We start from the raw sequence: 13,863 nt of genomic DNA, 5'->3' as shown, positions 1-13,863 counted from the left end.
TGCTACGGGACCTCGATCATTCCGGCCTGCGCGGTGGCCTGCACACCCGCACCCTGCGCCTTGATCACATCCGCAATCCGCTCGGCAATCATGATGGTCGGCACGTTGGTGTTGGCGCAGGGGATCGATGGCATGAGCGAGGCGTCGCAGACCCGCAAGCCTTCCACGCCGATGACCCGCCCATCGCCGGTGGTCACAGCATGAGGATCGTCGGCCCGACCCATGCGGCAGGTGCCGGACGGATGCCAGGTGCCACCGACATTGCGCTGCACGAAGTCGGTCAGCGCGGCGTCGTCAGCCAGCAGTTTTTCCAGCGTCACGCCCTGAGTAATCAACCCGTGCACCAGCGCCTTGCGCAGGGGCCCGGCGATATCCAGCAGCAGGCTCAAGACTCCGCGCTGCACGCCGTTGAACCACCCGGGCATGGCCACCTTGGCCACCCTGGGCGAATAGCTCGACGGAAACACCACGCTACGCTCCCCCGCCAGCTCCTCGGCAGACAAAGTCTGCGCGCCGAAGCGCAACGCCTGCTTGAGCCGCTCAAGATCCCGCCCATCGCTGAGCATGTCGAAGCGCACCTGCGGCTCATCCAGCGGATCGTTCGACGCCAGCCGCACTCGGCCACGGGAATAGGATTTGTTGACCCAGAAGAACATCGTGCCCAGCCGGTAGCCGATGGAATGCCAGCCCGAGCGCGACAGGATCGCGCCGTGCATGTCGCCGGGCACCGTGCTCGGCAATCCCGATGAAAAACGCACGATGGCCTGTTCGTGATGTTCTTCGGGAAACGGCGTACGGCCCTGGGGCGTCAATACAGCCGAGACGGCAATCGACGGATGCTCCATCAGGTTGCCGCCGACGCCGGGGCGATGACACTCAAGCGCGATGCCCAGCGACACCAACTCGTCAGCCGGGCCGATGCCGCTGCGCATCAGCACCGCCGGGCTGTGAATCGCCCCGGCGCAGACGATCACTTCCCGCGCCAGGACCGATTCGGCTGCACCACCGGCCAGCAGAATCCGCGCGCCGCTGGCCTTGCCTGCCTTGATCAGCACCCGGTCCACCACGCAGTGGGTGCGGATGGTCAGGTTGGGCCGACGGCGCACCTCGTCGGTGAGGTAGCACACCGAGGTGGGAATGCGCTCGCCCTGTTCGCTGACGCCAATCGCGCCGACGTACACACCATCTTCCCAGCGACCATTCTGGTCGGGCTTGTGCGCCAGCCCGGCACGGCCGAGGGTGTTCATCACGGCTTTGACGAAGGGCGACAAGCGCTCGGCAGGCGTGCGCCGAATCCGCACCGGGCCAGTTGATCCGTGGAACGCGGCATGCTCGCTGCTGCTGAAATCCGTGTCGTTCTCCAGCTTGCGAAAGTACGGCAGGCAGCTTTCCCAGGACCAGCCCTCGGCCCCCAGCCGCTGCCATTCGTCATAGTCGGCCGGCGCACCGCGGTTGGTCATCAGCGCGTTGATCGCCGAACCGCCACCGAGGATGCGCGCCTGTTCGTAACGCCGGTCAGTGGGCGCCTTGGCGCCCATCCAGGCGCGCAACTGCTGCCAGATGTTGCTGACGTCCAGATAGGCACGCCCCGGGTAGCGGCTGCGGATCGCAGGCGGCATTGTGCTTTGGGAAATGTCGCGCCCGGCCTCGACCAGGCACACATTCTTGTCAGGGTCTTCCGAGAGCCGGGCGGCGAGCACGCAGCCCGCCGAACCGCCGCCGAGAATCAGGTAATCGATCATCACCCGCCCCGCTTACTGAACGAACTTGAGCCAGCGATCCTTGGCCGCGATCCCGGCCGCCGACGCCCACCACTCTTCAGACATCAGTGCCTGCTTGGCAGCGTTGTCCGGTGAGCTTGGCAATTCTTTGGCGCGTTGTTCGGTGATCTTGCCGGTACCGAACGCCGCCGGGTTGCCCGGGCCGTAATCGATGTACAGCGGCAGGTTGGCCTGCAATTGCGGCGACATGGCCTCGTTGATGAACTTCACCGCAGACGCATAGTTGGGCGCGTCCTTGAGGATGCACAGCTGGGTGTTCTGCAGCAGGCCATCGTTGTAGGTGAAGGCCACATCCGGGTTGCTCTTCTGCACGGCACTGGCGCGGCCGTTCCAGATCATCAGCATGTCCACTTCACCGTCGGCCAACAGTTGCGCCGACTGGCCACCGGACGTCCACCACACGGCGATGTTCGGCTTGATCTGCTCCAGACGCTTGTAGGCGCGGTCCACATCCAGGGGGTAGAGCTTGTCCCGTGGCACGCCATCGGAGAGCAAGGCGGCTTCCAGCGTGCTCATGGGGTCGTTGCGCAAGGCGCGGGTACCGGGGAAGTTTTTCACGTCCCAGAACTCGGCCCAGGTCTGCGGAATCTTTTTCAGGGTTTTCTTGTTGTAGCCGATCACCGACGAGTAAAACTCGTAGGCCACCGAATACGGGGTGCGGTACTGGGCAGGCATGGCCTGAACGTTCGGCATCTTGCTCAGGTCCAGCGGCTCGATCAGCCCTTCATTGCCGCCGCGCACGCAGTTCGAGGGCGGCGTGTCGATCACGTCCCACACCGGCTTTTTCGCATCGCCCATGGCCTTGACCATCGGCCAGGCGTCAGGCGCGCTGTCCTGCTTGATGGTCAGGCCCAGGCTTTTTGCCGCGGGGTCGAGAATGGCTTTGGTCTGGGCTTCCTGATAGGCGCCGCCTTGGGAGACGAAGGTAATCTGATCGGCCATGGCGGACGTGGCGCACGCCACCGAAAGGCTCAACAGGGAAATGACGGAACCGAAAGCTGCAGTGACAGACAAGGTTTTCATGGCAAATCATCCTGGACGTAGATTAATTCGGCAGTGTTAAAACCCTCGACGGACACCCAGCACCGGCGTGCTCTGCTCAGGTTTGCTTTTGTTATTTATCCGAGCGGGACAGCCGGACGTTACAAGAGCATGACGAATGACGGCAATGCACGATTAGTCAGATACCTCATAACCTCAAATTATCCCTGTGGGAGTGAGCTTGCTCACGAACGCGGTGTGTCAGAAACGCAACTTGAACTGACACACCGCATTCGTGAGCAAGCTCACTCCTACAGGGGGCGTGGTGTTCTTCGGATCGCGGCAAACGGCAGCCGTTTACCCAGCGCCTCGGCCAGGAATTGCACGAACACGGAAATACGTTGCGGGATGTGTCGCCGGTGCTGATACACCGCGAAGATGTCGCCCGGCGGCGCCTGATAATCAGCCAACACTGCGCGCAAGCGCCCGGATTCCAGATGTTCCTGCACGTCCCAGCGTGAGCGCAGGATCAGCCCATGGCCTTCCAGCGCCAGGCTCACCGCCACCTCGCCATCGTTGCTCGACAGCGTGCCGCTGACCTTGTGCGAGAACTCCTGGCCATCCTTGCGGAAGCGCCAGATGGCGTAATCACTGCCGAACTGGCGCAGCACGATGCAGTTATGCCGTGCCAGATCGGCCACGCTTTCAGGCTCAGGCATAGCTTCAAGGTATCGAGGCGAGGCACAGAGAATCCGTGGATTGTCCAGCAGACGCACACCGATCAGCCGCGAATCCGGCGGCTCGCCCATGCACAGGCCGATGTCGAACTGATCGTCCAGCAGGCTCAGCGGCAGGCTGGTCAGTTCCAGCGAGATCTCCAGTTCCGGATGCAGGCGAGCGAACTCCGAAACTACCGGCGCCAAGTGCCGCCTGCCGAAACCCAGCGTGCCGTTGATCCGCAGGCGACCGTGCAAAGTCGGCTGGCGGCTGCTCAATGCGCTTTCCAGTTCTTCGAGCTGACGCAGGATCGGTCGACCGCCTTCCAGGTACTGCGAGCCCTCGGGCGTCAGCGACAGCCGCCGGGTGGTGCGTTGCAGCAACTGCACGCCCAGCCGCGCCTCCAGCTGGCTCAAGCGCTTGCTCACGGCAGGCAGCGACAGCCCGAGATGGCGCGCCACTTCGGTCAGGCTGCCGCGGGTCGCCACCTGCTGAAAGAAACTCAGATCATCGATCGTGCTCACGGATTCTTTACTCAAATCTAAGAATGACTTTCGCTACAGACTAATTATTAATCGGCAAAGACTCCATACACTGGCCGTACACACCTTCCCGTCAGGAGTCGAACCATGAGCAATGCCCAGTACAAGATCGCAGTCATCCCCGGCGACGGCATCGGCAAGGAAGTCATGCCCGAAGGCGTGCGCGTGCTCGACGCCGTGGCGGCCAAACATGACCTGGCACTGCAGTGGGACTGGTTCGACTTTGCCAGCGCCGATTACTACCTGGCCCACGGCAAGATGATGCCGGACAACTGGTTCGAGCTGCTCAAGGGCTATGACGCGATCTACTTCGGCGCCGTGGGCTGGCCGGACGTGGTGCCCGACCACATTTCGCTGTGGGATTCGCTGCTGCAGTTCCGCCGCGAGTTCGACCAGTACGTCAACCTGCGCCCGTGCCGCCTGATGCCCGGCGTGAAGGCGCCGCTGGCCAACCGCAAGCCCGGCGACATCGATTTCTGGGTGGTGCGCGAGAACACCGAAGGCGAATACTCCAGCGTCGGCGGCAAGATGTTCCCTGGCACCGAGCGCGAAATCGTCCTGCAGGAAACCGTGATGACCCGCGTAGGGGTCGACCGCATCCTCAAGTTCGCCTACGACCTGGCCCAGAGCCGGCCGAAGAAACACCTGACCTCGGCGACCAAATCCAACGGCATCGCGATCACCATGCCGTACTGGGACGAGCGCGTGGCCGAGATGGGCCAGAAGTACCCCGAGGTGAAGGTCGACAAGTACCACATCGACATCCTCACCGCGAACTTCGTCCTGCACCCGGACTGGTTCGACGTGGTGGTGGCCAGTAACCTGTTCGGCGACATCCTGTCGGACCTCGGCCCGGCCTGCACCGGCACCATCGGCATCGCGCCGTCGGCCAACATCAACCCGGAGCGCAATTTCCCGAGCCTGTTCGAGCCGGTCCACGGCTCGGCGCCGGACATCGCCGGCAAGGGCATCGCCAACCCCATCGGGCAGATCTGGTGCGGTGCGATGATGCTCGACCATCTGGGCCATCCCGAAGCTGGCGCGGCGGTGCTGGCGGCCATCGAAAAGGTCCTGGCCATGGGCCCGCAGGACGCGCCGCTGACCCGCGACATCGGCGGCACCGGCAACACCGAGGCGCTGGGCAAGGCCATCGCCGCTGCGGTCTGACGCACTGAAAAACGCGCAATCTCCCGCTCACCCTGAGTGATTCGGGAGATTGTTGCGCGCGGCTCTGGCATCGTATGCCTCATCTTCCCAGCGCTTGCGAGAACCCCATGGCTCTGCTGTTCAAAGTCGACGATGACCGCGCCCTGACCTGGAAATCCCTGTTCGAGCAGCATGCGCCGGACATCGAGGTGCGCCTGTGGCCAGAGGTCGGCGATCCTGCGCAGGTCCGCTACTTCGCCGCCTGGCAACCGCCGCAGAACCTGCACCAGCGTTTTCCCGAACTGGAAGTGATTTTCGCCACCTCGGCGGGGGTCGATCAGTTCGACCTCGGTGAACTGCCCGAACACATCCAGGTGGTGCGCATGCTCGACCCCGGCATCGCCCAGGGCATGATCGAATACGCGTGTTTCGCGGTGCTGAGCCTGCACCGGCAGATCCCCACCTACCTGCAACAGCAACGCAACAGCCAGTGGCAGGAGCATGAGCTGACCCCGGCCAGCCGGCGCCGGGTCGGTGTGATGGGCCTGGGCAACCTCGGTACGGCGGTGCTGCAAAGCCTGCGGCCGTTCGGCTTTCCCCTCTCAGGCTGGGCCCGCTCACAGAAAAACATCGAAGGCGTACAGTGCTTCGCCGGCGAAGAGCAGCTGCCAGCGTTTCTCGCCCAGTGCAACATTCTCATCTGCCTGCTGCCGTTGACCGATGACACCCGGGGCATTCTCGACGCCAGGCTGTTCTCGGCCCTGCCCAAGGGCGCGCAGCTGATCAACCTGGGGCGTGGCGGGCATTTGATCGAAGCCGATTTGCTCGACGCACTCGATAGCGGGCAACTGAGCCACGCCATCGTCGACGTGCTCAATCAGGAACCGCCGGGCGACGCACATCCGTTCTGGCAGCATCCCGGGATCTGGCTCACCCCGCACATCGGCGCCAACACCTCACCGGACACCGCCTTTGCGGTGCTGCTGGAGAACATCCGCCGGCATCAGCGCGGTGAAGTCATGAATGGGGTGATCGAGCGCGAACAGGGTTACTGATTCGCGCCCCTCGCGCAGGATTCAGCCCACATCGACCTCGATCACATCGCCCACAATCCGCACCGGCCAGGTCCTCAAGCGCAGGGAGGCGTCTTCCAGGCAGGTGCCATCCTCCAGCCGGTAATGCTGTTTGTAGAGCGGCGAGGCGATCACCAGATCGCCCGCCAGGCTGCCGACCAGGCCGCGCCCGATGACGTTGACACCGGACACCGGGTCGCGATTGTCGACAGCGAACAACTGCGGTGTGCCGCTGATCGAGGCCACGCAAAACAGCGCGACCTGGGTATTGCCCACCAGCGCCACGACACCGGAATTGAGGACCAGATCCTCGCGCGCACACACCGCGCGCCAGGCCTGGGTGTGTACCCTGTGATTGATCACTGCGTTACTCTGGCTCATCACACACTCTCCGAAACGGCAATCAGGTTGAGTTCATTGGCCCGCGCCGGGCGGCGCTGGCTGCGTTCCTTGACGAAGTGAATGTCAGGGTCCGCACTCTTGTCGTTGACGAACGTGCGGAAGCGCTTGAGTTTTTCCGGGCTCTTGAGCGCGTTGGCCCATTCGCATTCGTAACGGTCGACCACCAGTTGCATCTGTTCTTCAAGTTCGGCGGCCAGGCCCAGGCTGTCGTCGATGACCACGGCCTTGAGGTAGTCCAGCCCGCCCTCCAGCGACTCGCGCCACACCGAGGTGCGCTGCAGCTTGTCGGCAGTGCGGATGTAGAACATCAGCACGCGGTCGATGTAGCGGATCAGCGTGGCGTCATCCAGGTCGGTGGCGAACAGCTCGGCGTGACGCGGGCGCATGCCGCCGTTGCCGCACACATACAGGTTCCAGCCTTTCTCGGTGGCGATCACGCCGATGTCCTTGCTCTGCGCTTCGGCGCATTCGCGGGTGCAGCCGGACACCGCGAACTTGAGTTTGTGCGGCGAACGCAGGCCCTTGTAGCGATCCTCGATGGTCAGGGCCATCTGCACGCTGTCCTGCACGCCGTAGCGGCACCAGGTGCTGCCCACGCAGGATTTCACCGTGCGCGTGGACTTGCCGTAGGCGTGGCCGGTCTCGAACCCGGCGGCGATCAGTTCGGCCCAGATGTCCGGCAGCTCGTGCAACTGCGCACCGAACAGGTCGATGCGCTGCCCGCCGGTGATCTTGGTGTACAGATCGTATTTCTTCGCCACCGCGCCAATGGCGATCAGGCCGTCCGGGGTAATTTCACCGGCCGGAATTCGCGGCACCACCGAGTAGGTGCCGTTCTTCTGCATGTTGGCCATGAAGGTGTCGTTGGTGTCCTGCAGCGGCACCAGCGAAGGGTCCATGATCGGCTTGTTCCAGCAGGACGCAAGGATCGATCCGACCGCCGGTTTGCAGATGTCGCAACCGATATGGCCCTTGCCGTGCTGCGCGAGCATCTGCTCGAAGCTCTCGATGTTTTCCACCCGGGCGAAGGCGTACAGCTCCTGGCGGGTGTAGGCGAAGTGTTCGCACAGGCTCTTGTCGACCGCCACGCCGCGGGCGGTCAGCTCGTGCTCGAACACGCTCTTGAGCAGCGCCGCACAACCGCCGCAGCCGGTGGCGGCCTTGGTACAGGCCTTGATCCCGGCAAGGTCGGTGCAGCCGCCGTCGATGGCCGAGCAGATCGAAGCCTTGCTGACGTTGTGACAGGAGCAGATGGTCGCCGTGGCGGGCAGCGCGTCGGCACCCAGGGTCGGCGCACCTTCGCTGTGCGGCAGGATCAGGCTCGACGGATCGGCAGGCAGCTTGATGCCGTTCTGCGCGTACTGCAGCAGGGTGTCGTAATAGCTGTTGTCGCCGACCAGCACCGCGCCCAGCACCTGCTTGCCGTCGGCGCTGACCACCAGGCGGCGGTAGGTCGAGGTGGCTTCGTCGATGTAGCGATAGCTGCGCGCGCCGCTCAGGGCGCCGTGGGCATCGCCGATGGAACCGACGTCCACGCCCAGAAGTTTGAGTTTGGTCGACATGTCGGCGCCGAAGAACGGCTCGGCGTCCCGATCACAGAGTTGCGCGGCGACGCTGCGAGCCATCTGATAACCCGGCGCGACCAAGCCAAAGACGCTGCCGTTCCACGCCGCGCATTCGCCGATGGCGAAGATATCGGCGTCGGAGGTGCGGCAGTGTTCGTCAATGACGACGCCGCCCCGCGGCCCCAGTTCCAATTCGCACTGGCGGGCGAGCGCGTCCTGCGGGCGAATCCCGGCGGAGAACACGATCAGGTCGGTTTCAAGAAACTCATCCCCGGCGAAGTTCATCCGGTAGCGATAGTGCTCGCCGGCGCTGATCGATTGAGTAGCGCGGGACAGGTGCACGCCGACGCCCAGTGCTTCGATACGCGCCTTCAACGCCGCGCCGCCCCAATCGTCCAGTTGCACCGGCATCAGCCGTGGCGCGAACTCGACCACATGGGCTTCCAGGCCCAGGGATTTGAGCGCATTCGCCGCTTCCAGCCCCAGCAGACCGCCGCCGACCACCACGCCGCGTCGGGCGTTGGCGGCGGCCGCGCGGATGGTGTCCAGGTCATCGAGGGTGCGATAGACCAGACGCGAATGCCCCTCGGCGCCCTCGATGGGCGGCACGAACGGATAGGAGCCGGTGGCCAGGATCAGTTTGTCGAACGCGAACGCGCCCTGGGCGGTGATCACTTCCCTGCGCGCCCGATCGATTTCCAGTACCGGCACGCCCAGGTGCAGGGTCAGGCCGGGCTGTTCATATAAGGAGGCGTCACTCAGGGCCAGCGACTCGGCATCGCGGCCGCCAAAGTATTCGGACAGGTGCACGCGGTCATAGGCGCGCTGGCGCTCTTCGCCGAACACATGGATGCGATAGCGCGCAAGGGCGCCCGCGCCGATCAGTTGTTCGACGCAGTGATGCCCAACCATCCCGTTACCCACGACGATCAAGGTTTGTACATCGTTTGCAGAGGCGACTGTGGTGTTCATGGCGAGTCCCGGCCTAGGCCAATCAGGTTTTTCGAAGCAAAAAAAAAGCGCCCGGAACCGTTGGGTTCCAGGCGCCTTTGCCTGTTCTTTTTAAGGGTTGGCACTCGACCACAGTGTCGGCGCAACCTGTAAGCCCCTGCCTTGGAAGGCGGACGATCATCGTTGACCGGCCAGGGCTGCCAGCCTTTCGAGGCCGGACTTGCAAGGGATGAAGCAATGGCTGTGCCAGCGCTGTTGATTCTGCCCGCAGGGCGTAAGAGCCGAGCTTGCTCGCAATCTGGTGCGAAGCGCCAGCAAACCCTTTAAACGCGGTGTGCCTGTTGAAATTCAGGTGTCTGGTTTTACTGCCGCTGCGCGCCAGATCGCGAGCAAGCTACGCTCCTAAGCCCTCCGGGCAGAAGCGGCAGGTCTGGCACGAAAAGAGTGCGCCGTCATCCAAATCGCCCCATCGTGATGCTGCCAACACAGCCACTCTCCACCCCCACCCCGTAGCAGCACGGCTTGCCGGCGGGGCGATCTACCGGGCGCCATCACTCTCACACCGGGCCGGATTCCAACTGGCCCACCCCTTGCAAAGCCCTCCCCCACAGGCAATCAACGCCGATTGCCATTTCACGACAAAGGCGCCGTGTGCTCCCCGTTTTCGACGAGGGGGAACAGGGCGTCTTTTTTGTTTTCGGGAAATGGAAATATGGCCAGCAACAGTGTGCGAAGTGTGTGTCCTTATTGCGGTGTCGGCTGCGGCATCGTCATGCAGGTGCAGAACAACCGCGTGATCAAGATCAGCGGCGACAAAACTCATCCGACCAACTTCGGCCGCCTGTGCACCAAGGGCACCACGGCGGGCCAGGCGCTTGCCGAATCCGGACGCATGGAAGACGCCTGGCTGCGCCATGACCGCCAGCAGCAACCGGTGCGCAGCGACATGGACGCCGCCATCCGAGAAACAGCCTTGCGCCTGCGCACAATCCTCGACCGCGACGGCCCCGACGCGCTGGCCTTTTATGTGTCCGGCCAGATGTCGCTGGAAGCCCAGTACCTGGCCAACAAACTGGCCAAGGGGTTCGTGCGCACGCCCCACATCGAATCCAACTCGCGGCTGTGCATGGCCAGCGCCGGCAGCGGCTACAAACTGTCGCTGGGCGCCGACGGCCCGCCCGGCTCCTACGACGACTTCGACAAGGCCGATCTGTTTTTCGTGATCGGCGCGAACATGGCCGACTGCCATCCGATCCTGTTCCTGCGCATGATGGATCGGGTCAAGGCCGGGGCGCAGCTGATCGTGGTCGATCCGCGGCGCAGCGCCACCGCCGACAAGGCCGGCCTGTTCCTGCAGATCAAGCCCGGCACCGACCTTGCGCTGCTCAACGGCCTGCTGCACCTGTTGCTGGAAAACGGCGACGTCGATGCCGAATTTATCGCCGCGTACACGGAAGGCTGGGACGCGATGCCCGCTTTTCTCGCCGACTACACCCCGGCGAAGGTCTCGCAGATCACCGGCCTTGCCGAAGCGGACATCCGCAAAGCCGCGCAGATGATCGGCCAGGCCCCCGAGTGGATGAGCTGCTGGACCATGGGCCTGAACCAGAGCACCCACGGCACCTGGAACACCAACGCGCTGTGCAATCTGCACCTGGCCACCGGCGCGATCTGCCGCCCCGGCAGCGGGCCGTTTTCCCTGACCGGTCAACCCAATGCCATGGGCGGCCGCGAGATGGGCTACATGGGCCCGGGCCTGCCGGGGCAGCGCTCGGCACTGGTGCAAAGCGATCGTCAGTTCATCGAGGATATGTGGGCGATCCCCCGGGGCAGCCTCAGCCAGAAGACCGGCGGCGGCACCGTCGAGATGTTCGAGCAGATGCGCGACGGCATCATCAAGGCCTGCTGGATCATCTGCACCAACCCGGTGGCCAGCGTCGCCAACCGCGCCACGGTCATCGACGCCTTGCAGGCCGCCGAGCTGGTCATCACCCAAGATGCGTTCCTGGACACCGAAACCAACCGCTACGCCGACATTCTTCTGCCGGGCGCGCTGTGGGCCGAGGCCGAAGGGGTGATGATCAATTCCGAGCGCAACCTGAACCTGACCCGCAAAGCGGTGGACGCACCGGGACAGGCCATGGCGGACTGGCAGATCATCGCGCGGGTGGCCTGTGAAATGGGCTTTGCCGAGGCGTTCTCCTATACCTGTGCCGAAGACGTCTTCGAGGAAATCAAGCAGGCCTGGAACCCGAAAACCGGCTATGACATTCGCGGCGCCAGCTACCTGCGCCTGCGTGAGCAGCCGCTGCAATGGCCTTGCGCGCCAGACGATTCAGGCACCCGCAACCCGATTCGCTACCTCAATAACGGCATCAGCCAGACCCGGCGAGCGGGCGACGCGGCTATCGTGTTTGCCACCGAGAGCGGCAAGGCGAACTTCCTGCCGCGCCCGCACCTGCCGCCTGCGGAAATGCCCAGTGACACCTTCCCGATGGTGCTCAATACCGGCCGGGTGCAGCACCAGTGGCACACCCTGACCAAGACCGGCAAAGTGCCAACCCTGAACAAACTCAACCCCGGCCCCTTTATCGAAATCCATCCCGACGATGCTCAGGCCCTGGGCATTGCCGACAAGGACGCCGTGGAAATCCGCTCCCCGCGCGGCCAGGCGATCCTCCCCGCCGTGGTCACCGATCGGGTTCGCCCCGGTAACTGTTTCGCGCCGTTTCACTGGAACAATGTGTTCGGCGACAACCTGGCGATCAATGCGCTGACCAGCGACGCCATCGACCCCATTTCCCTGCAGCCCGAATTCAAGTTCAGCGCCGTGGCGCTGCGCAAGGTCGAGCTGATCGGCCATCGTTTTCTCGACCTGCCCCACAGCGCAGAGGACGAAACCGAAGCGTTCGAAGGCGAGCCGCTATTGACGCTGCTCTGGGCCTCGCAGACCGGCAATGCGGAAACCCTGGCCAAGCGTTTCGGCCGCCATCTGCGCACTGCGGGCGTTGCGGTGCAGGTGGCGGCGATGGACAGTTTTCCGGTGGCGCGCCTGAGTGAGACGGCCAATGTGGCGCTGATCAGCAGCACCTTTGGCGACGGCGACTCACCCGACAACGGCCTGGGTTTCTGGCAGTCGCTGAGCGCGCAACAGGAACGCCTCGAATCCCTGCGTTATGCGGTGCTCGCGTTGGGCGACCCCAGTTATGAAACCTTCTGCCAGCACGGCAAGAACCTCGATCAGCGCCTGCTCACCCTCGGTGCATCGCCGCTGATTGCGCGGGTCGACTGCGACGGCGATTTCGAAGGCCCGGCCGCGGGCTGGTTTCGCGCCTTGCAACAGGCGCTGGAACTGGACCTGCCGGACACCGTGTTCGAGACGCCGGCCAGCGACCAGCCCACCCGCGCCCGCCCGCACGCCTCGCGCCTGGTGATCAATCGTCGGCTCAATGGCGCTGGTGCAACCAAGGACACCCGCCAGTTCGCCCTGAGCCTGGACGATTCGGGCATGACCTACGAGGCCGGGGACGCGCTGGGTGTGTGGCCGCAAAACTGCCCGGCGCTGGTGGAAGAAGTGCTCGAACTGACCGGCCTTTCCGCCGAGCAGCCAGTGCTGGCCGACAAGCTGGGCGAAGTGTCGCTGCGCCAAGCCTTGACCGAAGGCTATGAAATCGCCCGTCCCGGTGCCGAAATGCTGGAGTTCATCGCCCGGCGCGGCAAGCATCAGGATCTGCAGAACCTGCTCGGCGAATCGCTTCGTGGAGAACTGAAAAGCTGGCTGTGGGGGCGGCAACTGGCGGATGTCCTGCGCGAGTTTCCGCTGGACTGCTCGGGCCAGGAACTGCTCGAAAGCCTGCGCCCGTTGCAGCCGCGCCTGTATTCCATTGCATCGAGTTTCAAGGCTCATCCCGATCAGGTGCATCTGACGGTTTCGGCGGTGCGTTATGGCCAACGCAAGGGCGTGTCCTCGACCTTTCTGGCTGACCGCGCAGGCGAGTGTCAGGTGCCGATCTTCCTTCAACCCAGCCGGCATTTTCGCGTGCCGAGCGATGGCGACGTGCCGATGATCATGATCGGGCCGGGCACCGGCGTGGCGCCGTTTCGCGCGTTTCTCCAGGAACGCCGGGCCCGTGGCGATCGCGGCAGAAACTGGCTGTTCTTCGGCGAGCAGCATGCCGCCACCGACTTCTACTACCGCGATGAGCTGGAGGGCATGCGGGCGAGCGGGCATTTGACGCGCTTGAGCCTGGCGTTTTCCAGGGACCAGGCCGAGAAGATCTACGTCCAGCAGCGCATCCGCGAACAGGGCGCCGAGTTGTGGGCGTGGTTGCAGGACGGGGCGCGCATCTATATTTGCGGCGACGCGGCGCACATGGCCACGGATGTGGACCTGGCGCTGCGCGATGCCATTGCGGTGCATGGCGGGCTGAGCGAAGAGCGTGCCAGCGAGTACCTGCGGCAGCTGTCCGAACAGAAGCGTTATTTGCGGGATGTGTACTGAGGCAAAAAAATGGGCAACCGAAGTTGCCCAAAATGCCTTGCGTGCTCGTTGTCGGGGAGGCTCAGTCCTTGCCGCGCTTGTGCGAGTCTCTCCAGATGAACAGGGACAGCCCTGCAAAAAAGCTCAGCATCAACATCACCGTGATGACGCCAGCCAGCACTGCATGATCGAGAAACATAAGCGCCCCTCCTGCCGCGACCCTGT

General features: G+C 63.9%; 9 protein-coding genes. 3 read left to right on the top strand and 6 right to left on the bottom strand.

The features are described from left to right. Positions 1-2: 2 nt before the first annotated feature. The 3 genes from AC1MEK_RS21610 to AC1MEK_RS21600 form a co-directional block, all read right to left on the bottom strand. Positions 3-1,742, bottom strand: coding sequence for a GMC family oxidoreductase (locus tag AC1MEK_RS21610; protein ID WP_480398316.1), 1,740 nt, complete (start codon positions 1,740-1,742; stop codon positions 3-5). A 12-nt stretch (positions 1,743-1,754) separates the two neighbouring features. Further along, positions 1,755-2,804 carry an ABC transporter substrate-binding protein gene (locus AC1MEK_RS21605; RefSeq protein ID WP_480398315.1) on the bottom strand — a complete coding sequence of 350 codons (1,050 nt, stop codon included), beginning with the start codon at positions 2,802-2,804 and terminating at the stop codon, positions 1,755-1,757. 269 nt (positions 2,805-3,073) lie between these two features. Continuing rightward, the gene (locus AC1MEK_RS21600; RefSeq protein WP_480398314.1) at positions 3,074-4,003 is read right to left on the bottom strand and encodes a LysR substrate-binding domain-containing protein; all 930 of its coding nucleotides are present in this window, start codon (positions 4,001-4,003) and stop codon (positions 3,074-3,076) included. 105 nt (positions 4,004-4,108) lie between these two features. Here AC1MEK_RS21600 and AC1MEK_RS21595 point away from each other — a divergent pair, with 105 nt between their 5' ends. Together AC1MEK_RS21595 and AC1MEK_RS21590 are read left to right on the top strand one after the other, a co-directional pair. Beyond that, positions 4,109-5,188: a tartrate dehydrogenase gene (locus AC1MEK_RS21595; RefSeq protein WP_480398313.1), complete on the top strand. Its 1,080-nt coding sequence runs from the start codon at positions 4,109-4,111 to the stop codon at positions 5,186-5,188. Positions 5,189-5,295: 107 nt separating this feature from the next. Then, entirely contained in the window at positions 5,296-6,222 is a 927-nt protein-coding gene (locus AC1MEK_RS21590; RefSeq protein ID WP_480398312.1) for a 2-hydroxyacid dehydrogenase, read from the top strand. Between the two features lie 21 nt (positions 6,223-6,243). Here the strand turns inward: AC1MEK_RS21590 and nirD are convergent, their stop codons facing one another. Then, positions 6,244-6,621 (bottom strand): nitrite reductase small subunit NirD, encoded by a 378-nt coding sequence (gene nirD / locus AC1MEK_RS21585; RefSeq protein ID WP_480398311.1) that lies wholly within the window; start codon positions 6,619-6,621, stop codon positions 6,244-6,246. After that, complete coding sequence (gene nirB, locus AC1MEK_RS21580) at positions 6,621-9,179, bottom strand: nitrite reductase large subunit NirB (RefSeq protein ID WP_480398310.1); 2,559 nt, start codon at positions 9,177-9,179, stop codon at positions 6,621-6,623. The genes nirD and nirB overlap by 1 nt, the downstream gene beginning before the upstream one ends. Positions 9,180-9,870: 691 nt before the next feature. On the opposite strand from nirB, the gene AC1MEK_RS21575 reads away from it, so the two are divergent. Then, entirely contained in the window at positions 9,871-13,659 is a 3,789-nt protein-coding gene (locus tag AC1MEK_RS21575; RefSeq protein ID WP_480398309.1) for a bifunctional nitrate reductase/sulfite reductase flavoprotein subunit alpha, read from the top strand. 61 nt (positions 13,660-13,720) lie between these two features. On the opposite strand, the gene ccoM is transcribed toward AC1MEK_RS21575, so the two are convergent. Continuing rightward, the gene (gene ccoM / locus AC1MEK_RS21570) at positions 13,721-13,837 is read right to left on the bottom strand and encodes a cytochrome c oxidase subunit CcoM (protein ID WP_480398308.1); all 117 of its coding nucleotides are present in this window, start codon (positions 13,835-13,837) and stop codon (positions 13,721-13,723) included. Positions 13,838-13,863: the final 26 nt, after the last annotated feature.

It is taken from the genome of Pseudomonas sp. 2 (assembly GCF_056627435.1).
Note: the sequence above shows the minus strand (reverse complement) of the source record. Positions and strands in the feature narration are given on the sequence as shown.

Bases quoted from the DNA above. Each gene is read 5' to 3' on its own strand.
- AC1MEK_RS21610 (WP_480398316.1), bottom strand. From the start codon at position 1,742: ATGATCGATTACCTGATTCTCGGCGGCGGTTCGGCGGGCTGCGTGCTC.
- AC1MEK_RS21605 (WP_480398315.1), bottom strand. From the start codon at position 2,804: ATGAAAACCTTGTCTGTCACTGCAGCTTTCGGTTCCGTCATTTCCCTG.
- AC1MEK_RS21595 (WP_480398313.1), top strand. From the start codon at position 4,109: ATGAGCAATGCCCAGTACAAGATCGCAGTCATCCCCGGCGACGGCATC.
- AC1MEK_RS21590 (WP_480398312.1), top strand. From the start codon at position 5,296: ATGGCTCTGCTGTTCAAAGTCGACGATGACCGCGCCCTGACCTGGAAA.
- nirD (WP_480398311.1), bottom strand. From the start codon at position 6,621: ATGAGCCAGAGTAACGCAGTGATCAATCACAGGGTACACACCCAGGCC.
- nirB (WP_480398310.1), bottom strand. From the start codon at position 9,179: ATGAACACCACAGTCGCCTCTGCAAACGATGTACAAACCTTGATCGTC.
- AC1MEK_RS21575 (WP_480398309.1), top strand. From the start codon at position 9,871: ATGGCCAGCAACAGTGTGCGAAGTGTGTGTCCTTATTGCGGTGTCGGC.
- ccoM (WP_480398308.1), bottom strand. From the start codon at position 13,837: ATGTTTCTCGATCATGCAGTGCTGGCTGGCGTCATCACGGTGATGTTG.